At 69.6% G+C, this 19,868-nt stretch carries 20 protein-coding genes; 8 read left to right on the top strand and 12 right to left on the bottom strand.

Translation table 11 applies throughout. The features are described from left to right. Window positions 1-135: 135 nt before the first annotated feature. The 9 genes from DW306_RS18155 to DW306_RS18115 form a co-directional block, all read right to left on the bottom strand. Entirely contained in the window at window positions 136-822 is a 687-nt protein-coding gene (locus DW306_RS18155; protein ID WP_136056990.1) for a hypothetical protein, read from the bottom strand. Then, window positions 822-1,751, bottom strand: coding sequence for an ABC transporter ATP-binding protein (locus DW306_RS18150; RefSeq protein ID WP_136056989.1), 930 nt, complete (start codon window positions 1,749-1,751; stop codon window positions 822-824). The genes DW306_RS18155 and DW306_RS18150 overlap by 1 nt, the downstream gene beginning before the upstream one ends. Next, window positions 1,748-2,137, bottom strand: a complete 390-nt coding sequence (locus DW306_RS18145; RefSeq protein ID WP_136056988.1) for a GntR family transcriptional regulator — start codon at window positions 2,135-2,137, stop codon at window positions 1,748-1,750. Before DW306_RS18145 ends, DW306_RS18150 begins: the two co-directional genes overlap by 4 nt. Before the next feature lie 164 nt (window positions 2,138-2,301). Next, window positions 2,302-3,012 (bottom strand): FCD domain-containing protein, encoded by a 711-nt coding sequence (locus DW306_RS18140; protein WP_136056987.1) that lies wholly within the window; start codon window positions 3,010-3,012, stop codon window positions 2,302-2,304. A gap of 27 nt (window positions 3,013-3,039) precedes the next feature. Beyond that, window positions 3,040-4,497 carry an APC family permease gene (locus DW306_RS18135; RefSeq protein ID WP_136056986.1) on the bottom strand — a complete coding sequence of 486 codons (1,458 nt, stop codon included), beginning with the start codon at window positions 4,495-4,497 and terminating at the stop codon, window positions 3,040-3,042. Window positions 4,498-4,546: 49 nt separating this feature from the next. After that, the gene (locus DW306_RS18130) at window positions 4,547-5,326 is read right to left on the bottom strand and encodes a carbon-nitrogen hydrolase family protein (RefSeq protein WP_136056985.1); all 780 of its coding nucleotides are present in this window, start codon (window positions 5,324-5,326) and stop codon (window positions 4,547-4,549) included. A 116-nt stretch (window positions 5,327-5,442) separates the two neighbouring features. Next, a complete protein-coding gene (locus tag DW306_RS18125; protein WP_136056984.1) occupies window positions 5,443-5,949 on the bottom strand; it encodes a helix-turn-helix domain-containing protein in 507 nt (168 codons plus the stop codon). 23 nt (window positions 5,950-5,972) lie between these two features. Next, window positions 5,973-7,595, bottom strand: a complete 1,623-nt coding sequence (locus DW306_RS18120) for a polyketide antibiotic transporter (RefSeq protein WP_136057001.1) — start codon at window positions 7,593-7,595, stop codon at window positions 5,973-5,975. After that, window positions 7,595-8,584 (bottom strand): ABC transporter ATP-binding protein, encoded by a 990-nt coding sequence (locus tag DW306_RS18115; RefSeq protein WP_136056983.1) that lies wholly within the window; start codon window positions 8,582-8,584, stop codon window positions 7,595-7,597. The genes DW306_RS18120 and DW306_RS18115 overlap by 1 nt, the downstream gene beginning before the upstream one ends. A 90-nt stretch (window positions 8,585-8,674) precedes the next feature. Between DW306_RS18115 and DW306_RS18110 the strand changes: the two genes are divergently transcribed. From DW306_RS18110 to DW306_RS18095, 4 genes are all read left to right on the top strand, one after another. Further along, a complete protein-coding gene (locus tag DW306_RS18110; protein WP_136056982.1) occupies window positions 8,675-9,787 on the top strand; it encodes a methyltransferase in 1,113 nt (370 codons plus the stop codon). A 287-nt stretch (window positions 9,788-10,074) separates the two neighbouring features. After that, window positions 10,075-11,409 (top strand): glycine betaine/L-proline ABC transporter ATP-binding protein, encoded by a 1,335-nt coding sequence (locus DW306_RS18105; protein WP_240747262.1) that lies wholly within the window; start codon window positions 10,075-10,077, stop codon window positions 11,407-11,409. Beyond that, window positions 11,409-12,371, top strand: coding sequence for an ABC transporter permease subunit (locus DW306_RS18100; RefSeq protein ID WP_136056980.1), 963 nt, complete (start codon window positions 11,409-11,411; stop codon window positions 12,369-12,371). Before DW306_RS18105 ends, DW306_RS18100 begins: the two co-directional genes overlap by 1 nt. Continuing rightward, window positions 12,364-13,284: a glycine betaine ABC transporter substrate-binding protein gene (locus DW306_RS18095; RefSeq protein WP_136056979.1), complete on the top strand. Its 921-nt coding sequence runs from the start codon at window positions 12,364-12,366 to the stop codon at window positions 13,282-13,284. Before DW306_RS18100 ends, DW306_RS18095 begins: the two co-directional genes overlap by 8 nt. 106 nt (window positions 13,285-13,390) lie before the next feature. Here DW306_RS18095 and DW306_RS18090 read toward each other — a convergent pair whose 3' ends face one another. From DW306_RS18090 to DW306_RS18080, 3 genes are all read right to left on the bottom strand, one after another. Beyond that, a complete protein-coding gene (locus tag DW306_RS18090) occupies window positions 13,391-13,834 on the bottom strand; it encodes a hypothetical protein (RefSeq protein WP_136056978.1) in 444 nt (147 codons plus the stop codon). A 90-nt stretch (window positions 13,835-13,924) separates the two neighbouring features. Then, a complete protein-coding gene (locus DW306_RS18085) occupies window positions 13,925-15,208 on the bottom strand; it encodes an ATP-binding protein (protein ID WP_168429375.1) in 1,284 nt (427 codons plus the stop codon). A gap of 5 nt (window positions 15,209-15,213) precedes the next feature. Continuing rightward, window positions 15,214-15,879 carry a response regulator transcription factor gene (locus DW306_RS18080; protein ID WP_136056976.1) on the bottom strand — a complete coding sequence of 222 codons (666 nt, stop codon included), beginning with the start codon at window positions 15,877-15,879 and terminating at the stop codon, window positions 15,214-15,216. A 137-nt stretch (window positions 15,880-16,016) separates the two neighbouring features. Between DW306_RS18080 and DW306_RS18075 the strand changes: the two genes are divergently transcribed. From DW306_RS18075 to DW306_RS18060, 4 genes are read left to right on the top strand one after another with little or no spacing between them, the layout of a single operon-like run. Beyond that, a complete protein-coding gene (locus tag DW306_RS18075; protein ID WP_136056975.1) occupies window positions 16,017-16,784 on the top strand; it encodes a hypothetical protein in 768 nt (255 codons plus the stop codon). 8 nt (window positions 16,785-16,792) lie between these two features. After that, window positions 16,793-17,836, top strand: a complete 1,044-nt coding sequence (locus tag DW306_RS18070) for a peptidoglycan-binding protein (protein ID WP_136056974.1) — start codon at window positions 16,793-16,795, stop codon at window positions 17,834-17,836. Then, the gene (locus tag DW306_RS18065) at window positions 17,833-18,543 is read left to right on the top strand and encodes an ABC transporter ATP-binding protein (RefSeq protein WP_275092157.1); all 711 of its coding nucleotides are present in this window, start codon (window positions 17,833-17,835) and stop codon (window positions 18,541-18,543) included. Before DW306_RS18070 ends, DW306_RS18065 begins: the two co-directional genes overlap by 4 nt. Beyond that, window positions 18,540-19,748, top strand: a complete 1,209-nt coding sequence (locus tag DW306_RS18060; protein ID WP_136056973.1) for an ABC transporter permease — start codon at window positions 18,540-18,542, stop codon at window positions 19,746-19,748. The genes DW306_RS18065 and DW306_RS18060 overlap by 4 nt, the downstream gene beginning before the upstream one ends. Window positions 19,749-19,868: the final 120 nt, after the last annotated feature.

The raw sequence follows: 19,868 nt of genomic DNA, 5'->3' as shown, positions 1-19,868 counted from the left end.
ATTTCCCGCCATGAACTCTAAAGGAACGGCGTTCACACTCGATTTCCACTCCGTGAACACTCGTTCGACGGATGCGGAAGACGGATGCCGCGACCGCACAGTGTGCAGTCGCGGCATCCGTCGCCATGGATCGGATCAGGGGATCGCCCTCCGGAAGGCGAGGAACGAGACTCCCGTGAGCACCGCGGTGATCAGCAGGCCCCAGAGCGCCAGACCCAGCGCTCCGAGATCGTTGATCGCCGCGCCGACGTGCGGCCAGAGCTCGAGCCGGGTCGCCAGGAAGACGAGGCCGACCAGCAGCAGCGTGAGCCCGATGCCGACGATGAGCAGCACCAGCTGCCCCCAGCTCTTGTAGATCGTCGCGCCGGTGAACCCGACCACGAAGAAGAACAGTGCAAGGGTGAAGTACACGATGAAGGCGCCGAGGGGCCCGGCATCCCACAGCCAGGGCAGGTAGAACACGTACCCGTTCACCCCGTAGCCGTTCGTCGCGACCTCGATGCCGCCGCCGATCAGGAACAGCACGCCCATGAGGGCACTGCCGATGATCGCGGTGAGCATCGTGCCGAAGAAGAACTCGCGCCGCGTGATGCTCATCGCCTGCGAGAACGGGAAGGTGAGCGTCATCGCCGACAGTCCGATGGCGAAGAAGTACCAGAGCGGGGCCTGGCCGCCGCCGCCGTACTTCGGGGTGTCGACCGGGATCATCGCGTAGATCAGGATCGAGATCACGGTCGCCGCGCCGAGGATCATCAGCGGATACCAGACGAAGGTGCCCTTGTTGATCAGCTGCAGACGGATGACGTTGACGGTGCGTCGCATCAGCGGACCTCCTCTTTCGTGGCGGATGCTCTCGTGGCGGTGCCCGTCGCCGCGGAGTGCTCCGCCTTCTGCGTGAGCCGGACGACCAGCTGCTGCAGCGAGACCGGAGCGAGATCCAGACCGGATGCCGTGACCTCGGCGCGCTCCGTCGCCGACAGGGCGCCGAGCACGGTGACGGATGCCACGCGCCCCAGCGATTCCCGATGCAGGACCTCGCGGCCCTCGACCCAGGCATCGACCTTGGCGGCGTCGCCCACGACGGTGACGGCGCGCTCGCGCAGAGCATCCGTGTCCTCACTCAGGAGGATCCGGCCGTCGTCGATCAGGATGACCTTCTCGATGAGGTTCGACACCTCGTCGATCAGGTGCGACGACAGGATGATCGTGCGCGGGTGCTCGGCGTAGTCCTCGAGGAGACGGTCGTAGAAGATCTGCCGGGCGACGGCGTCGAGTCCGAGGTACGGCTCGTCGAAGAAGGTGATCTCGGCGCGGGAGGCGAGACCGATGATCACGCCGACCGCGGAGAGCTGACCGCGCGAGAGCTTCTTGATCGTCTGCTTCATCGGCAGCTGGAACTCGGCGACGAGTTCGTCGGCGAGGGCCTGGTCCCAGTTCGGGAAGAAGAGGCTGGCGGCCTTGAACGCGTGCCGCGGGTGGGCGTCGTCCGGGTACTTCTGACTCTCGCGGACGAAGCAGATCCTGCCGAGCACATGGGCGTTCTCGTAGGGGTGCTCGCCGAAGACCCTCACGGTTCCGGACGATTCGAAGTTCTGCGCGGTGAGGATCGACATGAGGGTCGTCTTGCCGGCGCCGTTGCGGCCGAGCAGACCGTAGATGGCGTTGCCTTCGATGCGGAGCGACACGTTGTCGAGCGCTCGCTTCTCCTTGTAGCGCTTGCTGAGGTTCTGCACCTCGATGACGGCGGTCATGCGGGGGTCTTCCCTTCTGCGATGGGGGTCTGTGCGGCGCGCTGCCGGAGCAGGTCCGCGAGGTCGTCGGGGCCGAGGCCCAGCGTGCGGGCTTCGGCGAGGAGCGGGTCGATGTAGCGGTCGGCGAAGGCCGAGCGGCGCTCGCCGAGGAGCATGTCCCTGGCGCCCTCGGCCACGAACATGCCGATGCCTCGGCGCTTGTAGAGCACTCCCTTGTCGGTGAGCATGGCGACTCCCTTGGCTGCGGTGGCGGGGTTGATCCGGTAGAACGAGGCGAGCTCGTTCGTCGAGGGTGCCTGTGCCTCCTCGGCGAGCGAGCCGTCGACGATCGAGTCCTCGATCTGCTCGGCGATCTGGAGGAAGAGCGGCTTGCCTTCTTCGATCACGAGTCCTCCAGGTGGTTCATGGGTTACTTACATGAGTAACTAACCATAGAACCTCGGAAGGTGTCAACCCCCCGACGTCGCGGACAGGCGCATGCCGGATCAGGGACGCGGATGAGCGGGTGCTGCGCGGGCGGATGCTGCGGGGACGGGTGCCCCAGGGTGCGTCAGGCCGGCGGGAGTCCGATGTACATCGAGGTGTGCAGCTCGGCGACGTGCTCGAAGGCGAGGCGGCCCGCAGCGGCGGCATCGCCCGAACGTAGAGCCTCCACCAATCGCGCGTGCTCTTCGTTCGAGGCCCGCAGGTAGTCGATGCGATAGGGGATGAAGTACGCGTAGAGCTCGTGCGACACGCGGTGGTGCAGCTCGATCGCTCCGGGAAGCGCCGACGCCTCGGCGAGGGTGGCGTGGAAGGCGCTGTCGGCCGTGCGGAAACCCGTCCAGTCGGGAGCACTGCCCATCTCGTCGACCAGGGCTTCCAGTTGCGCGAGCACCTTCTCGCTCGGATGCGCGCTCACCAGAGTCGCGAGACCGGCCTCGAGCGCGGCCCGCTGATCGATGAGGGAGTGCACGTGCGCGGCATCCGCTCGATAGGCGTCGATCTCCACCACCGTGCCGACCGAGGGGGCGTCCGCGACGAAGGTGCCGCCGGCGTTTCCGGGGCGCCGCACGACGACTCCTTCGTCGCTGAGCATCCGATAGGCGCGTCGCGCCGTCATCTCACTGACTCCGAACGCGCGCGCGGTGTCTTCGGAGCTCGGCAGTCGCTGCCCGGGGATGAGCATGCCCAGTTCGACGGCCAAGGAGATGCGGGCGCGCACCGTGTCGACCGCGGTCGTGCGGCGTATCGCTCCGAGCGCGGGGGAGCCCAGGTCCATCGGTCTCCCTCGTCTCTTCGTCGTCGGCTAGGCGGCTGGAGCTTCCTCGTCCGCGGACTCCTCGAAACGGGGGGTGTCGAGTCGGAAGCGCCTGCCCAACACGATACCGACGACCACGGCTGCGACGGGAATGAGTGCCAGCGCCGCGCTCACCGCCACGCTGCCGCCCGTCACCAGGGTGAAGTTCGACAGGACGAGCCAGAGGGCGAACGCGAGTCCGATGACCGCGAGGATCGGGAAGACGCCGGCGCGCACCCGGCGGCCCGCGGCGAGCTCGGGCCGTCGCGCGAAGAACACCAGCACGGCGATCGAGGTGGTCAGCATGAGCAGCACCATGCCGACGGTGGCGACGCCTGCCATCGAGCCGAACACGCCGACGAGGGGGTCCAGGCCGAGCAGGGCGAGGACGGCCAGCAGGATCGCCGCCGTGACGGTCTGCACGATCGACGAGAAGGCGGGCGAGTGATGCGCGGCGTGCCGCCGACCGAGTCGCGCCGGCAGCACGGCCTTCTGCGCGAGCGTGAACTGGTACCGCGCGATCACGTTGTGGAACGAGAGCACGCAGGCGAACAGGCTCGTGATCAGCAGCACCTGCACGACGTCGCGCAGGATGGGGCCGAGGTACTGCGTGGTCGTGTCGAGCAGCAGGTTGCCCTCGCCGGCGAGCGTCTGCTGCGCGACGGCGACCGCGTTTCCGGCACCGACGCCGGTCACCAGCGCCCAGCAGGAGAGGGCGTAGAAGACGCCGATGATGATGACGGCGAGGTAGGTGGCGCGGGGGATGGTCTTCTCGGGCTCCCGCGCCTCATCGCGGAACACCGCGGTCGCTTCGAAGCCGATGAACCCGGTGAGCGCGAACAGCACGGCCACGCCGATTCCGCCGGTGAACACATAGGACGGGTCGAAGGTCTCGAGGGCGATGCCCTCGGCGCCCCCGGTGGCGAAGATCACGACGTCGAGCACGACGACCACGAGGATCTCGAGCGCGAGCGCGACTCCGAGCACCTTGGCGCTCAGGTCGATGTGCCGGTAGCCGAGCACGGCGACGATCGCCATCGTCGCGAAGGAGTAGAGCCACCAGGGCAGGCTCGGGCCTCCGAAGAAGGTGACGAGGTCGTCGACAGCCCAGCCCATGTAGCCGTAGATGCCGACCTGGATGGCCGTGTACGCGATCAGCGCCGTGAACGCCGACCCCAGTCCGAGGCGAGAGCCGAGGCCCGCGGTCACGTACGAGAAGAACGCCCCGGCCTCCTTCACGAACGGGGTCATGGTGACGAAGCCGACGGAGAAGACGAGCAGGATGACGGCGGCGAGGGCGAAGCCGATCGGCGCCCCCGGCCCGTTGCCCGCACCGATCGCGATGGGCACGTTGCCGCCGATCACGGTGAGCGGGGCGGCTGCCGCGATGACCATGAAGACGATGGCGCCGGTGCCGAGACGGCCGTCGAGGCGCTGATGCGGCTCGACCAGAGGGGAGACGGTCATGGGATTCGCTTTCGCAGAGGTCCGGTGAAGGACGACGGAGGGAGGGTGTTCAGTACAGCTCGGGGCGGCGGTCGGCGAGGTACGGGTTCTCCTGCCTCGCTCGTCGTGTCGCCTGGGGATCGATCGTGGCGATCAGGAGTCCGACGTCGGTCGCGCCGAGGGAGGCGAGCACCTCGCCGTCGGGGGCGACGATGCTGCTGCGTCCGACGTAGGTGAGGTCGCCTTCGCCGCCGACGCGGTTGACGTAGACGACGTGGATCTGGTTCTCCCAGGCGCGCACCGGGATGAGTCGCTCGGCGACGTGCGCGTACGGCTCCATCTGCGCGGTCGGCACGATGACGGCATCCGCACCGCCGAGGGCTGCCCGTCGCACGGTCTCGGGGAACTCGACGTCGTAGCAGATGAGCACCGACAGGCGCACGCCGTCGATCTCGACGATGCCGGGGAGTGCGGCGCCCGGCACGAAGAGGCGGCGGTCGAGCGCGCCGAAGAGGTGGGTCTTGCGGTAGCGCAGCAGCTCGGCGCCGTCGCGGTCGATCATCACCACGGAGTTCGTGATGTCGCCGTTCTCGAGCGTCTCCGGGAGGCCGGCGAGGATGGCGATCCCGCTGTCCTGGGCGATGCGGGCGATCCGGTCGACGAGGTCGGGAGTGGCCAGCGGCGCCAGGCGGTCGCCGATGTTGTAGCCCGTGACGAACATCTCGGGAGTGACGAGGATCCCCGCGCCTCGTTCAGCGGCTTCGCCGGCGGCCGCGGCGACGACGGCGAGGTTGGCATCGACGTCTCCGGGCTCGCCGTGGTGCTGAAGTCCGGCGATGGTCAGGGTCATGCGGATGCTCCTCGCGCGTCGTTGCGATCATTCAAACAGCTCAAAGTGATCTATTTGATGTCCATTGTGTTTCCATCGCGTCTCATCCGCAAGGCCCTGCTCGGATGCCGCGGCGATCAGTCCGCGATGTCGCGTCGCTGCGCGCGCCATTCCTCGACGATCTGCGGCATCCGCGTGGCGAGGTAGCGGAAGAATTCGGCCAGCTCGACGGCACGGTCCTGCGCCCCCGGGTCATCCCCGTGCTGGGCGGCGATGTCGTCGATGTACCCGGCGAGGCTCGTGTACACGGGCACGTTCCCTGCCATCGAGCTCGCGAAGGTGTCGTGCACGAACTCGTAGCGGTCGCGTCGATCCCCCGGCGAGGAGCGGCGCTGGATGAAATGCAGCTGCTGCAGGTAGCGGACGGCTCCCGACACCGCTGCCGCCGAGACGCCGAGCCGGTCGCCGATCTGCGCCGCCGTGTAGCCGCCGTCGGGGGCGGCGACGAGGGCCATCATGACGCGGGCGGGCATGCGCGACATCCCCGCGGCCGTCAGCATCGCCGCGGCCTGTTCGGCGGGTTGGATCGCGCGGTGCGCGCCGGAATCGGATGCCTCGGCATCCGCTCTCTCGTCGTCCGCCATCACGCTCCTCTCGCCCGCACGTCTCAGCCGCCCGACGTCAGTTCGCGGCGGCGCATGAGCGACAGGGATGCCGCGAGCCCGGCGCCCACGGCCAGCACCAGCCACCAGAGTCCGCGCACGTCGACGCCGTCGCCGTCGACGACCGGGGTCACCGCGAACGGAGAGATGTTCGCGGTCCACTCCGGCAGGCCGAACAGGGGCCCGAACATCCCGAGCATGGTCGCGACGAGCACGAGGGTCCAGGCCAGGCCGATCGTGGCGCGCGGCACGAGCACGAACACGAGCGCGGTGAGCACGGTGAACACCGAGGCCGCGACCGCCTGTCCGAGGCCGGCGACCGCGACGATCCGGTAGAGCGAGTCATCGGCATCCTGCGACCAGATCCCGGCCCACCCGGCCAGCACGGCCGCCGCGACGACGATCAGCACCGCGCACGTCCCGACGATCACGTAGTCGGCGAGCCAGCGCACGCGGCCGACCGGTGTCGCGAGCACGGCCTCCGCGGTGCCGCGCGCCTCCTCCTGCCGGGCGCGCACCACTGTCTGCACGGCGCAGCAGGCCGCGAGGATGCCGAGCAGCGTGAAGAACACCGTGACGACGACCTCGTCGAGGCCGCCGGTGGCGCCGCCGATCTTCTCCAGGATGTCGGCGACGGCCGGATTCTCGCCGGAGATCTGATCGACGAGCCCGCTCAGCGTCGTCGCGAGGATGCCGGTGACCGCCCCGCCGACCGCCCAACCCACGATCGAGCCCGAGGTGAGCCGCCACACCAGGGCGAGCGGGGTGGCGAGGCCGGGCCGGGCCGAGACCCGGCCGGGACGCTCCGCCACGAAGCTCGCGTCGATGTCGCGCTGCGACTGCAGGACGACGGATGCCGCGGCGAGCACGAGTCCGAGACCGAGGCCGAGGAGCACCGGGCCGACGAGGTCCGCATCGTACGGGCGAGCCTGCTCGGCCCAGGCGAAGGGCGAGATCCAGGCGAACCAGGCGCTCGTCATCCCGGACAGGTCGTCGTTCGGCGTGCCGGCCGCGTTGCCGATGCCGCGGATCAGGAACGTCGCGACGAGCACCCAGACGGTCAGCGAGTTCGCGCCGCGGGAGGTGCGCATCAGCTGCGCGGCCAGCAGCCCGATGCCGAGGAAGGCGATGCCGGTGGCGCCTGCCGCGGCTCCGGCGAGCACCGAGCCGGCTGCGGGCAGTCCGCTCGCGAGGAGGGCGAGCGTGGTGAGAGCGAAAAGGACGAGATCGGCCAGGACGCCATGCACGATCGTCACGACCGTCGGCAGTCGCCGTCCGGCCGGGGTCGCCCAGACGAGCTCCGAGCGTCCGGCCTCCTCGTCTCCGCGGGTGTGCCGGACGGCGAGGAAGGTGCTCATGAGGGCAGCGAGCAGCGCGAGCCACGGCAGGATCTCGAACGCGATGAACGCCCCCTCGGACGTGCCGGACGGCAGCCCGCGGAACATCAGGATCACCGGGTTCGCGAGGGCGGCTGCCAGGATATTCTGCCGATCCTCGAGCGTCGAATACGACTGGGAGACGCCGGCGTATCCCGCGCCGGCCATCGCCGCGGTGCCGAGGATCCACAGGGTCAGCTGCAGCCAGTCGCGCCGGATGCGCTGCCGCAGCAGCACGCCGAAGGTCGACATCACGCCTGCTCCTTCGCGCGACGGCCGCGACGCGTCTGCGGCTTCGCGTCGCCCGCCGGGCCCTCTTCCGCCGCTTCGAGCGCGGCGAGGTCGTCGCCGTAGTGGCGCAGGAACAGCTCCTCGAGCGACGGCGGCGCGACGCGCAGGTCGCTGATGCCGAGGGATGCGAGAGCCGGGAGCACCGTCGCCGTCCGATCGCTGTCGACGGCGAGGCGGAGGCGATCACCCTGCACCGTCGGATCGTGCACGTCGGGGATGGCGGCGACCTGGTCGAGGGAGATGCCGGATGCCGTGAACGACACGTCGCTGCGGGTGAGGTGCCGCAGCTCGGCGAGGGTGCCGCTCTCGACGATCCGACCCGCGCGGATGATCGACACCCGGTCGCAGAGCTGCTCGACCTCGCTCATGATGTGGCTCGACAGCAGCACGGTCGCGCCGTTCGCGTGGGCGCGGGCGACCTCGCGCTGGAAGATCACCGCCATCAGCGGGTCGAGGCCGCTCGTCGGCTCGTCGAGGATGTACAGGTCGGCCGGCACCGCGAAGGCTGCGATCAGCGCGACCTTCTGGCGGTTGCCCTTCGAGTAGGCGCGGCCCTTCTTGCGCGGATCGAACTGGAACGCGTCCATGAGCCGCGTCTTCTCGTGCTGGTAGGCGGCATCCTTCGTGTGCGCACCGCGCAGCCGGGCGAGCAGATCGACGGCCTCGCCGCCGGACAGGGTGGGCCAGACGCTGACATCGCCGGGCACGTACGCGATGCGGCGATGCAGATCGACGGCGCGGTTCCACGGGTCCTCGCCGAACACCGAAGCCGTGCCGCCGGTGCGCCGCGCGAGCCCCAGGAGGATGCGGATCGTCGTCGACTTCCCCGCCCCGTTCGGACCGAGGAAGCCGTGCACCTGCCCCTGCTCGACGGTGAGGTCGAGTCCGTCGAGGGCGTGCACGTGACCGTAGTGCTTGGTCAGGCTCCGGGTGTCGATGACTGTGGTCATGGCGGTGACGCTACGCCCGTTTCACGAATTTGTGAATACTGCGAAAAAAACTCATGCGGAATCCTTACGGCCGCCGCGTACAGTGGGCTGGTGCCGGAGTTCCCCTACAGCCGCCTGCGCCGCTGGCCCGACGTCGAGGCCGACAATCTGCAGGCCTCCGACGCCACCGACATCCTGCTGGTCGAGCGGGCGCTCGCGCTCGGTGTTCCCGGCGACGAGATCGCGGTGATCGGCGACGAATACGGCGCGATCACCCTGGCGTTGACGGATGCCGGGCGCCACGGCATCCGCGTGCATCAGGACCTGGCGACCGGGCGCCGGGCTCTCGCGCGGAACGCGGGAGAGCTGGGGCTCGGGGGATTCGCATCGCACGAGCTCGACGCGGACCTGCTCACCGGCGCCCGAGTGGTGCTGCTGCAGCTGCCGAAGGCGCTCGCCGAGCTCGAGGAGATCGCGGATGCCGTCGCCCGCTGGGCCGCTCCCGATGCGGTGCTCGTCGCCGGAGGGCGAGTGAAGCACATGACTCTCGGGCAGAACGAGGTGCTCGCGCGGAGCTTCGCGCACGTGCAGGCCGAGCGGGCCGAGCGGAAGTCCCGTTTGGTCGTGGCGTCGGAGCCGCTTCCGGTGCCGGCCGAACCCCCGTATCCGGTGACGGCGGAGCACGACGGACTGACGCTCGTGGCCCACGGCGGCGCCTTCGCCGGTGCGCGCCTCGACATCGGCACGCGTGCGCTGCTCGATGTGCTCCGGCTGGAGCCGACTCCGGGGCCCGCGGATGTCATCGACCTCGGCTGCGGCACCGGCGCGCTCGCCGTGTCGTGGGCGCTTGCGCACCCCGACGCCCGCGTCATCGCGACCGACCGGTCGGCGGCGGCAGCAGCATCCGCTCGCGAGACCGTCGCCGCGAACGGCGTCCGCGATCGTGTCGCGGTCACGCACGATGATGCCGGCTCCGACCTCCAGGACGCGAGCGCCGATGTGGTGCTCCTAAACCCGCCGTTCCACCTCGGCAACAGCATCCACACCGGTGCCGCGACCCGACTCTTCGAGGCTGCGGCGCGCATCCTCCGCCCCGGTGGAGAGCTCTTCACGGTGTTCAACTCCTCGCTCGGATACCGGGCCGAACTCACTCGGATCGTCGGCCCGACCGAGCAGCTGCACCGCACATCCAAGTTCACCGTGACGCGCAGCATCCGCCGCTGAACATATGACCAATTCCCCGGTCAGCGGGAGAAACCCGGGCGCGTTCGGGTTTGCGGATTTGCCCCTGATCAGCCATTTCGTTACGTTGGTCTGTGGGCCTGATGGCCCGAAAGACCAGTCCGCGACCACGTCCTTCTTTCGATGAGCTGTGCTGCGAAGAGGCGTGGACGTACGGTCGATGCTCTCTGCGGCGGATCCGAAATCCGCTGCCCGCGCCGCCACAGCAGTCATGTCGAACGGCCCCGTGAGCATCACCCGGGCGTAACCGAAGCAGGCTCAGCCACCCCATGCTGAGCCGCGGGGGAAACGTGTCCGAAATCGCTCTTGAAGCGCGCAATCTGTTCAAAGTGTTCGGGAAGAATCCGAGCCAGGCCGTCCGTCGGCTGAAGGCCGGTGAGAGCCGTACCGACGTCGCCGACGCGGGAATGGCCGCCGTCATCGACGCCAGCTTCACCGTCAACCGTGGGGAGATCTTCGTGATCATGGGCCTGTCCGGATCGGGCAAGTCCACCATCATCCGCATGCTCAACGGCCTGCACGACGCCTCCTCCGGCTCGGTCACCGTCACCGGCGATCCCATCACCGGCATCCCCAACGGGCAGCTGCGCGAGATCCGTCGGGACCGCATCTCGATGGTGTTCCAGCACTTCGCCCTGCTGCCGCACCGCACGGTCGCCGCGAACGTCGCCTACCCGCTCGAGCTGAAGGGCGTCGACAAGACCACCCGCCTGGCGAAGGCCGAGGAGATCCTCTCGCTGGTCGGCCTCGAGGGCCAGGGCGAGAAGATGCCGTCCGAGCTCTCCGGCGGCATGCAGCAGCGCGTCGGCATCGCCCGCGCGCTCGCCGCCGACAGCGACATCCTGCTCATGGACGAGGCGTTCAGCGCCCTCGACCCCCTCATCCGCCGCGAGATGCAGGAGCAGCTGCTCGAACTGCAGGAGAAGCTGCAGAAGACCATCGTCTTCATCACCCACGACCTCAACGAGGCCATGTTCCTCGGCGACCGCATCGCCGTGATGCGCGACGGCCGCATCGTGCAGATCGGCACGCCGGAGGACATCCTCATGGATCCGGCGAACGACTACGTCGAGCAGTTCGTGCAGGACGTCGACCGGGCCCGTGTGCTCACCGCCGCGAACGTCATGGAGCGGCCGCGCCCCGTCGTCCCCGAGACCGCCGGCCCCCGCACCGCGCTCCGACAGATGCGCGACGCGTACATGTCGGCGACCTACGTCGTCGGCCGCGACCGCCAGCTGCTCGGCGTCGTCACCGACCGGGATGCCGTGAAGCTCGTGCGCTCCGGCGCGACGACGCTGAATTCCGTGCTCAAGCCCGTGCTGCAGAGCGTGCGCGAAGACGAGGTGCTGATGAACCTGTTCGTCCCCGCCGTCGAGTCGCCGCTGCCGCTCGCCGTGGTGGATGCCGATGGCCGCCTCACCGGCGTGATCCCCCGCGTGACGCTGCTCGCCGCCCTCGGCCCCGGACCGGGTGCCACCGAGGAGATCATCCTTCCCCTTATGCCGATGCCGCAGGCCGAGATCGACGCCGTGCTCGACGACGGATGGACGGATCCCGGCCCTTCGACGGGCTCAGGAACCGACGTGATCGAGGAGGTGCGCTGATGGACGGTTTCCGCATCCCCCTCGGCAGCTGGGTCGAAGCCGGCGTCGACTGGGTCAAGGTCAACCTCGACGGTCTGCTCGACGTCGTCTCGTTCGTCGTGACGTTCCTCGTCGACGGGCTCACCTCGCTGCTGCTGCTGCCCTACTTCTTCGTCGTGATCGCGCTCGCCGCGCTCATCGCCTGGCTGGTGCGCTCATGGCAGCTGGCCATCGGCACGATCATCTCGTTCGCGCTGATCGTCGCGATGGGCCTGTGGGTCCCCGCGATGCAGACGCTCGCGCTCGTGCTGGTCGCCGCGCTCGTCGCGGTGCTGATCGCCGTGCCGCTGGGCATCTGGTCGGCGCGCAACGCCACGGTCCGCGCGGTGCTCAAGCCCGTGCTCGACTTCATGCAGACCATGCCGGCGTTCGTGTACCTCATCCCCGCGATCGTGTTCTTCAGCATCGGCGTCGTTCCCGGACTCGTCGCGACGGTCATCTTCGCGCTGCCTCCGGGCGTGCGCCTGACCGAGCTCGGCATCCGCGGGGTCGACTCCGAGACCGTCGAGGCCGGTCAGGCCTTCGGCGCGAAGCCGGGGCAGATCCTGCGCGGCATCCAGCTTCCGCTCGCGATGCCGACGATCCTCGCCGGCATCAACCAGGTCATCATGCTCGCGCTCTCCATGGCGGTCATCGCCGGGATGGCGGGAGCCGACGGCCTCGGGAAGATGGTCGTCGAGGCCATCTCGACCGTCAACATCGCCAAGGGCGTGGAGGCCGGTCTCGGCGTCGTGCTGATCGCCGTCTTCCTCGACCGCGTCACCGCCGCGCTCGGCACGCTGGGTCAGAACCCGGCGTCGCTGCTCGCCGTGATCCGTCGTCGGCGCGCGCAGCGCCAGGCGACTGCGGCCGCCGCGGCATCCGCTCCGGTCGTCGAGACACCCGAGAAGCCCGTCGAAGAGAAGGAGCTCCAGAATGCGTAAGCGCACGATCATGTCCATCGCGGCCCTCGGCGCCGCAGGAGCCCTCGCCCTCTCCGGATGCGCGAGCGACGGCGCCGGCGGAACCATCGAGCTCGGCGGCGGCGGAAGCACCGGCGGAGGAGGCGACAAGGGCACCATCACGCTCGGGTTCCTCCCGTCGTGGACCGACGGTCTCAGCACCGCCTACCTGCTGCAGGACCAGCTCGAGAAGATCGGCTACGACGTCGAGCTGAAGACGCTGACCGAGGCGGGCCCGCTCTACACGGGACTCGCGCAGGGCGACGTCGACCTGTTCCCGTCGGCGTGGCCCGAGGTCACGCATGCCGAGTACATGGCGACCTACGGCGACTCGATCGAAGACCTCGGCACGTACTACGACAACGCCCGCCTGACGATCGCCGTGCCGGAGTACTCCGACCTCGAGACGATCGACGACCTCGCGGATGCCGATCTCGGCGGCAAGATCTACGGCATCGAACCCGGCGCCGGTCTCACCGCGCAGACGCAGAAGATGCTGCCGGAGTACGGTCTCGACAGCCAGTACGAGCTCGTCACCTCGTCTACCGCCGCGATGCTCACCGAGCTGAAGTCCGCGACCGAGAAGAAGGAGGACATCGCCGTCACGCTGTGGCGTCCGTTCTGGGCCAACGATGCCTTCCCCGTGAAGGACCTCGAAGACCCGAAGGGCGCGATGGGAGAGGCCGAGGGCCTGCACTTCCTCGGCACGAAGGGGTTCGCGTCGGAGTTCCCCGAGGCCGCCGAGCTGATCTCGCAGATCGTGCTGGACGACGAGCAGTACGGCTCGCTGGAAGACCTCGTCGTGAACGAGTACGGCGAGGGTCGCGAGGCCGAAGCCGTCGACGCCTGGCTCGAGGAGAACGGCGACCAGTTCGACTGGGTCGTCAGCAGCTGACGCGCAGCATCCGCCGTTCCGGTCGCAGTATGCGCCGCCTCCCGAGCGTTCGGGCGGCAGGAACTGCGACCGGAACGCCCGCAACCGGCGCTAACTGCGACCGGAGTCAGGATGTCGGGCTCTGGGCCGCCTCGTCGGGGTGGTTGGGCGTCCAGCCGAGCCACCCGTCGGGCGTCTGCGCCACACTCCACGCCCCGCACGCGAAGACCGACGCGACCTTGTAGACGTCGATCGTGTCGTCGAGAACGTATGCCGGAGCGGACTGCCGGGGCACCTCGGCGCACAGCGCGTCGTCGAGCGCCTCGTCGCTGTCGAGGGCGATCGCCGCATCGTCGGCCTGGGTCGACTGCGTGACACGGATGGCGGTGCTGTCGGCCGGCAGCCACGGGACGTCGAGGTCTGCGTCGGTCTCGAAAGCGGCGGCATCCGGATACTCCGCGGACTTCTGCTTGTAGACGAGGGCATCGACGACGCCGCAGCCGGATGCCGTCAGCATCACAGTCACGAGGAGGCCTGCGCCGGCGAGTCGAGGGAGGAGGGTATTTCTCATGCTTCCACTCTCGCCACCACCGGCGCGGGCGTCGTCAGTCCGGAGGGTGACGACGACTACATCGCAGGAGGGGTCTTCGAGCTTCCGCGCTCAGACGGGAAGCCGCAGCGTCGCCACCAACCCGCCGTTCCTCCGCGCCGCGAGGTGCAGCTGACCGCCGTGCGACTGGGCGATGCTCTGCACGATCGCGAGTCCCAGGCCGGTGCCGTCGGGCCCGGCCGAGGTGCGGCTCGCATCACCGCGATAGAACGGCTCGGTGAGCAGCGCGAGGGTCTCGGCCGCGATCCGCGCGCCCGTGTTCTCCACCTCGATGACCGCGTGCTCGCCCTCGCGTCGGCAGCGCACCCACAGCTCCCCGCCGGGGACGTTGTGGCGGATGCCGTTCTCGAGCAGGTTGCGCACGGCCCGGGCCGCCAGCATCCCGTCGCCGTCGATGGAGACCGCCTCGACGCGGGTGTGGACCGTGACGTCCTGCCCATCGAGCTCCTCGATCTCCTCGGCGATCACCTCGTCGAGAGCCACGGGTTCGACATGCTCGAGTCCGGTGCGCGATCGGGCGAGCGTGAGGAGCGCCGTGATGAGCCGTTCGCTCTGCTCGGTCGCCCGCAGCGCCCTCTGCATGTTCGGCTGGAGGTCGTCGGGCACGCTGCCCTGCTCCAGCGGGATCTCGAGTGCGGTGCGCGTCGTCGTGAGCGGGGTGCGGAGTTCGTGCGAGGCGTTCGCGACGAAGCGGTCCTGGGCCGCGAACGCCGACTGCAGGCGGTCGAGCATGCCGTCGATCGTGTCGCCCAGCTCCTTGATCTCGTCGTCGGGGCCCGGCAGGGCGAGGCGGCGCCCGAGGTCGCGCTCGGAGATGTCGCGCGCGGTGGCGGTGACCTCGCCGATGCGTCCGAGCGATCGTCTCGCGAGCCAGAACGCGATGGCGGCGGCGACACCGGTGAACGCCACGAGCACCACGACCGACCACAGCAGCAGACCGCCGCCCACCTCGTCCGCGAGGAAGGTGGACTGCTGCAGCACGGCGCCGCCGACGGCATCCACCGACACGGTCTCCATCGGCGTGGCCAGCTGGAAGTCGACCGAATCGGCGACGAAGGCGCACCCCGTGCTGGCGGTCCCGTATGTGAGGCCGTCGTCGGTGAGCGGGGAGACGTCGGTGACGTCCGTGCCGTCGGTCGGGCTCGTCGTCTCGGCCGGGCTCGTTCCCTCGGTGAGGGCTGCCACGCCGGAGACCGGCACGCAGCTCGCCGCGGTCACCGAGAGCGCCGAGGCGAAGAGCTGCTGCACGACGAGGTACTGCACGGTCAGCAGCGCCGCGCCCACCGCGATGAACGCGCCCGCGATGATGATCACGAGCCGCCTGTGGAAGCTCATCCGTCTCATGTCGTCCCCATCCGGTAGCCGTGGCCGGCCGCGGATTGGATCACCGCGGGTTCCCCGAGTTTGCGGCGCAGTGTGTGCACCACGATCTTGACCACGCCGCGTGTCCGTTCGAGCGGCTCGTCCCACACCTCGTCGAGCAGATCGTCCGAGCTGACGTAGCCGCCCTCCGCGGCGAGAAGGGTCTCGAGCACCCCGAACTCCTTCAGCGTGAGGCGCATCGGTGTGCCGTTGCGCTCGACGACGCGTCGCACGGTGTCGAGACGGACGCCGGCGAACTCCAGCACCGCGCGCTGCCGGCCGGAGCCCCCGCGCCGCCCGAGGGCGCGGATGCGGGCGAGCAGCTCGACATAGGCGAAGGGCTTGGCGAGGTAGTCGTCGGCCCCGAGGTCGAGCCCCGCCACCCGATCGCCGAGGGTGCCGGCTGCCGTGAGCATCAGGATGCGCGCCGGGTACTCCTGCGCGACCAGGGTGCGGCAGACCGCATCGCCGCTGAGCACGGGGAGGTCGCGGTCGAGCACGATCACGTCGACATCGGCCGAGGCGGCTGCGGTGAGCGCGCTCGATCCGTCGCGCGCGACATCCACGAGATATCCCTCTCGTCGCAGGCCGTCGGCCAGCGTGTCGGCCAGATCGGCCTCGTCCTCGACCAGCAGCAGACGCATGGCACCTCCTGCATCCGAGGATGCGGGGCCCGAGGTTAGTTTCCGGTTAGGCGCCGTCATACCGACAGCAAACCATCGCCTCCATAGAACGGACTGCAGAGTCGCGGACGACCCGCGGCCGGAAGAGAGGTAATGTCATGTTCGATGTGAAGATCCGCCGTTCCGTGGCGGTGATCCCGGTGATCCTGGCCGTGGTCGCGCTCGCCGCCTGCTCCGCACCGTCGGCCGACGACAAGGCGAAGGGCGGCGGGAACGATGCCGCCGCGACGCGTTTCGTGACCTGCCTCACGGGTGAGGGCCAGACCGCCAAGATCGTCGAGGGCGGGCAGGTGGGCCTGCTCATGCCGGATGCTCCCGGCGAAGGTCAGATGGGCACGATGAGCGCCGACGCCGGGTCGCTCGACGGCGCCGGTGACGGCGAATCGATGCCGATGATGATGGTCTTCTCCGACGAGGACGGCACCTGGCTCGCCTCGACCGAAGCGTCGGGCTATCCCGAGGAGGGCGGCCAGCGCGCCGCCTGGGAGAAGTGCGAGGAGGAGGTCCCCGAGTTCGAGCAGCCGGAACCCGACATCTCGGCGGCCGATGGTTCCGAGACGAAGATGCTCTCCGCTGAGGAGATGATCGAGACGGCGCTCGCCTTCGCATCCTGCGCCCGGGAGAACGGGTTCACCGACTTCGCCGATCCGGATGCCGACGGCATGCTCGAGCTGCCCGTGGGCATCACCGAGGACGAGGCGCGGACGCTGTTCGAGGCCTGCCAGGACACCGTGGAGGACATGCCCCCGATGTTCACCCCCGAGAGCGTGGAATCGGTCGACTTCGACTTCTACGCCGTTCTCGGCGAGTACTTCGAGGGCGGCGTCATGGCGGCGACCACGATCCCTTCCGGGGGCGACGAATGAGCCGCCGGATGACGCGCGTGCTGGTGCCGGTCGGAGTGCTGCTCGTGGTGGCGGCGGTGACGCTGGCGGTGCTGCAGCCGTGGAGCTCGGTCGCCGAAGCTCCCGACGACCGCCGGAAGCCCGTGACCGCCGAGGCCGAGCTCACGACGCTCACATCCGACCTCCGGATCAACGGCAGCCTCAGCTACGGAGCGTCCATCGCGCTGCCCGGGCGCGGCGGGACGATCACGCGCCTGCCCAAGGCCGGCGACGTGATCGGCGTGGGACAGGCCGTCTACGAGGTCGACGGCAAGCCCGTGATCGCGATGCGCGGGGATCGGCCGTTCTGGCGTGACCTCGGCATCGGCGTCGAGAAGGGTCCTGACGTGCGGCAGCTGGAGCAGGCGCTCGCCGATCTCGGCTTCGGCAAGGACATGACGATCGACGACGAGTTCACCGCGGTCACCGAGGCCAACGTCAAGGCCTGGCAGAAGGCCCTGGGCGTGACGAAGGACGGCGTCGTGAAGCTGGGCGACGTCGTCGCCATCACGGCGGCATCCGTGCGCGTCGAATCGGTCACGGCGCAGCTGGGCGACTCGGCGGGTGCGAGTCCGCTGACCTACACGAGCACCGCCCTGCGGGTGGTCGCGAAGCTCACCGACGGGCAGGCGCGCGAGATCCTGCCGGGCACTGCCGTCACCGTGGTCCTCCCCGACGGCACCGAGGTGCCGGCGACGATCACCGCGGTCGATCCCGGCGGTCAGCCCACCGACAAGGAGGGTGAGACAACGCCTCCGACCGCGAACATCGAGTTCGCCGATCCTGCGGTCGCCGAGGGCATCGGGCTGCGCGCGGTGAAGGTCGTCTTCGCGACCTCGGAGGTGAAGGACGCCCTCGTGGTGCCCGTCACCGCTCTCGTCGCCACGACCGATGGCGGCTATGCGGTCGACGTGCTGCGCAAGGGCGGCAAGGTCGAGCGCGTCGCGGTCGAGGTCGGCCTCATCGCCGACACCCGGGTGCAGATCGTCGGGGGGAAGCTCGCCGCGGGCGACGCCGTGGTGGTGGCCCAGTGAACCCCGGAACCGTGGTCGAGCTCGTCGACGTGGTGAAGGAGTATCCCGGCAGTCCGCCGCTGCGGGTGCTGCACGGGATGAGCCTGGCGATCGAGAGCGGCGAGCTCGTGGCGGTCGTCGGAGCATCCGGATCGGGGAAGAGCACCATGCTCTCGATCATGGGCACCCTCGACGATCCCACGAGCGGCACGGTGCTCATCGACGGGACGGATGCCGCGCTCCTCGCCGAACGCGAACGCGCGGCCCTTCGCGCTCGCCGCATCGGCTTCGTGTTCCAGCAGTTCTTCCTGCTGCCGGCGCTCAGCGCGGTCGACAACGTCGCGCTCGGACTGCTGTACTCGGGCGTTCCGGCTGCCGAGCGTGCCGCGCGTGCGGCGGCCGCCCTGGAGCGCGTCGGTCTCGGCGAGCGGATGAAGCATCGGCCGGGGCAGCTCTCGGGCGGAGAGCAGCAGCGCGTCGCGATCGCGCGGGCGATCGTCGGAGAGCCGTCGGTGCTGTTCGCCGACGAGCCGACCGGGGCGCTCGACTCGACGACCGGCGAGCGCATCCTCGAACTGCTCACGTCGATCGCGGGCTCCGGCACGGCGGTCGTGATCATCACGCACGACGCGAGCATCGCCGCCCGCACCGAGCGGCAGGTCAGCATCCACGACGGCCGAATCGTGAGCGACACGGGCGCGCGTGTGCGGGAAGAGGTCGCCGCATGAGACGCCGGGGAGAGCGGATGCCGAGGCTCAGCGTCGCGGACAGCATCCGCACGGCGCTCATCGGACCGCGCAGTCGGAAGATGCGCACGGCGCTGTCGGCGCTGGGGGTCGCGGTCGGCATCGCCGCGCTCACCGCGATCACCGGCATCGCCGCATCGAACCAGGCCGAACTGCTGGCGAAGCTCGACGCGCTCGGCGCCGACATGGTCGTGGTGCAGCCCGGCTACGGCCCCGACAACAAGCCGGTCGCGCTGCCCGAGACGGCGGCGGAGATGATCGGCCGCGTCGACGGCGTCGAGCGGTTCGGCGTGCTCGAGAAGGTGCCCGACGGCATCGGGGTGTACCGCAACGACCTCATGCCGAAGAGCCAGGGCAACGGACTGACCGCGTATGCGGCGAGTCCGGACTTCCTCGCTTCGGTCGAGGGTTCGGTCGCGAAGGGCAGCTGGTTCGACGAGACCGACCGCTCACTGCCGGTGACCGTTCTCGGATCGGCCGCGGCCGCGCGGATGGGCATAACCGAGCCCGGCGTGCGGGTGTGGATCGGAGAGCAGTGGTTCACCGTGATCGGCATCCTCGATTCGGCCGGCCTCGCCGAATCGATCGATGCGAGCGCGTTCCTCGGCGACCGCTGGGCGGCGGAGCATGTCTCGGCGGACGGTGACGACACCATCGCCGCGATCTATGTGCGCATGGCCGACGGCGACATCGGCGAGAAGGTGCGCGACGCGATCGCCCGTGCCGCGAACCCCGGCTCGCCGTACGTGCAGGTCACCGGACTCGGCGATCTCGCCGGGGCCAGGGAGACCGCCGACGACGCGCTGTCCGGCCTCGCGGTCGGACTCGCGGCGATCGCGCTCCTGGTCGGAGGCATCGGCATCGCGAACACCATGGTCGTCGCGGTGCTGGAGCGTCGCGGCGAGATCGGACTCCGACGGGCGCTGGGCGCGCGGTCGGGGCAGATCGCGGGGCAGTTCGTGGCCGAGGCCATCGTGCTCGGCGGCCTGGGGGGCGTCGCCGGGGCGGTGTGCGGGGCGCTCGGGGTCATCGTGTACGCCGCGATCCAGGGGCAGGCGGCGACGATACCCGCGGTGGTGCTGGTCGGCGGTCCGCTGGTGGCCCTCGTGGTCGGTGTGATCGCGGGGCTCTATCCCGCGATCAGCGCCGCGCGGTTGTCGCCGACGACGGCGCTGCGGACGGTGTGAGGCGTCGCCTGCTGTCGTTCCGGTCGCAGTTCCTGCCGCCTCCGGGCATTCCGGACGGCAGAAACTGCGACCGGAAGCAGGAGACGGATGCCGGCGCCGAGCGCAGCGAAACGCCCCGGC

Origin of the sequence: Microbacterium sp. K24 (assembly GCF_004794465.1) — a bacterium.
GTDB lineage: Bacteria > Actinomycetota > Actinomycetes > Actinomycetales > Microbacteriaceae > Microbacterium.
Note: the sequence above shows the minus strand (reverse complement) of the source record. Positions and strands in the feature narration are given on the sequence as shown.

What these genes read in the sequence shown, in the direction of transcription:
- DW306_RS18155 (WP_136056990.1), bottom strand. Translation starts at nt 822, where the DNA reads ATGCGACGCACCGTCAACGTCATCCGTCTGCAGCTGATCAACAAGGGC.
- DW306_RS18150 (WP_136056989.1), bottom strand. Translation starts at nt 1,751, where the DNA reads ATGACCGCCGTCATCGAGGTGCAGAACCTCAGCAAGCGCTACAAGGAG.
- DW306_RS18140 (WP_136056987.1), bottom strand. Translation starts at nt 3,012, where the DNA reads ATGGACCTGGGCTCCCCCGCGCTCGGAGCGATACGCCGCACGACCGCG.
- DW306_RS18135 (WP_136056986.1), bottom strand. Translation starts at nt 4,497, where the DNA reads ATGACCGTCTCCCCTCTGGTCGAGCCGCATCAGCGCCTCGACGGCCGT.
- DW306_RS18130 (WP_136056985.1), bottom strand. Translation starts at nt 5,326, where the DNA reads ATGACCCTGACCATCGCCGGACTTCAGCACCACGGCGAGCCCGGAGAC.
- DW306_RS18125 (WP_136056984.1), bottom strand. Translation starts at nt 5,949, where the DNA reads ATGGCGGACGACGAGAGAGCGGATGCCGAGGCATCCGATTCCGGCGCG.
- DW306_RS18120 (WP_136057001.1), bottom strand. Translation starts at nt 7,595, where the DNA reads ATGTCGACCTTCGGCGTGCTGCTGCGGCAGCGCATCCGGCGCGACTGG.
- DW306_RS18115 (WP_136056983.1), bottom strand. Translation starts at nt 8,584, where the DNA reads ATGACCACAGTCATCGACACCCGGAGCCTGACCAAGCACTACGGTCAC.
- DW306_RS18105 (WP_240747262.1), top strand. Translation starts at nt 10,075, where the DNA reads ATGCTGAGCCGCGGGGGAAACGTGTCCGAAATCGCTCTTGAAGCGCGC.
- DW306_RS18100 (WP_136056980.1), top strand. Translation starts at nt 11,409, where the DNA reads ATGGACGGTTTCCGCATCCCCCTCGGCAGCTGGGTCGAAGCCGGCGTC.
- DW306_RS18095 (WP_136056979.1), top strand. Translation starts at nt 12,364, where the DNA reads ATGCGTAAGCGCACGATCATGTCCATCGCGGCCCTCGGCGCCGCAGGA.
- DW306_RS18090 (WP_136056978.1), bottom strand. Translation starts at nt 13,834, where the DNA reads ATGAGAAATACCCTCCTCCCTCGACTCGCCGGCGCAGGCCTCCTCGTG.
- DW306_RS18085 (WP_168429375.1), bottom strand. Translation starts at nt 15,208, where the DNA reads ATGAGCTTCCACAGGCGGCTCGTGATCATCATCGCGGGCGCGTTCATC.
- DW306_RS18080 (WP_136056976.1), bottom strand. Translation starts at nt 15,879, where the DNA reads ATGCGTCTGCTGCTGGTCGAGGACGAGGCCGATCTGGCCGACACGCTG.
- DW306_RS18075 (WP_136056975.1), top strand. Translation starts at nt 16,017, where the DNA reads ATGTTCGATGTGAAGATCCGCCGTTCCGTGGCGGTGATCCCGGTGATC.
- DW306_RS18070 (WP_136056974.1), top strand. Translation starts at nt 16,793, where the DNA reads ATGACGCGCGTGCTGGTGCCGGTCGGAGTGCTGCTCGTGGTGGCGGCG.
- DW306_RS18060 (WP_136056973.1), top strand. Translation starts at nt 18,540, where the DNA reads ATGAGACGCCGGGGAGAGCGGATGCCGAGGCTCAGCGTCGCGGACAGC.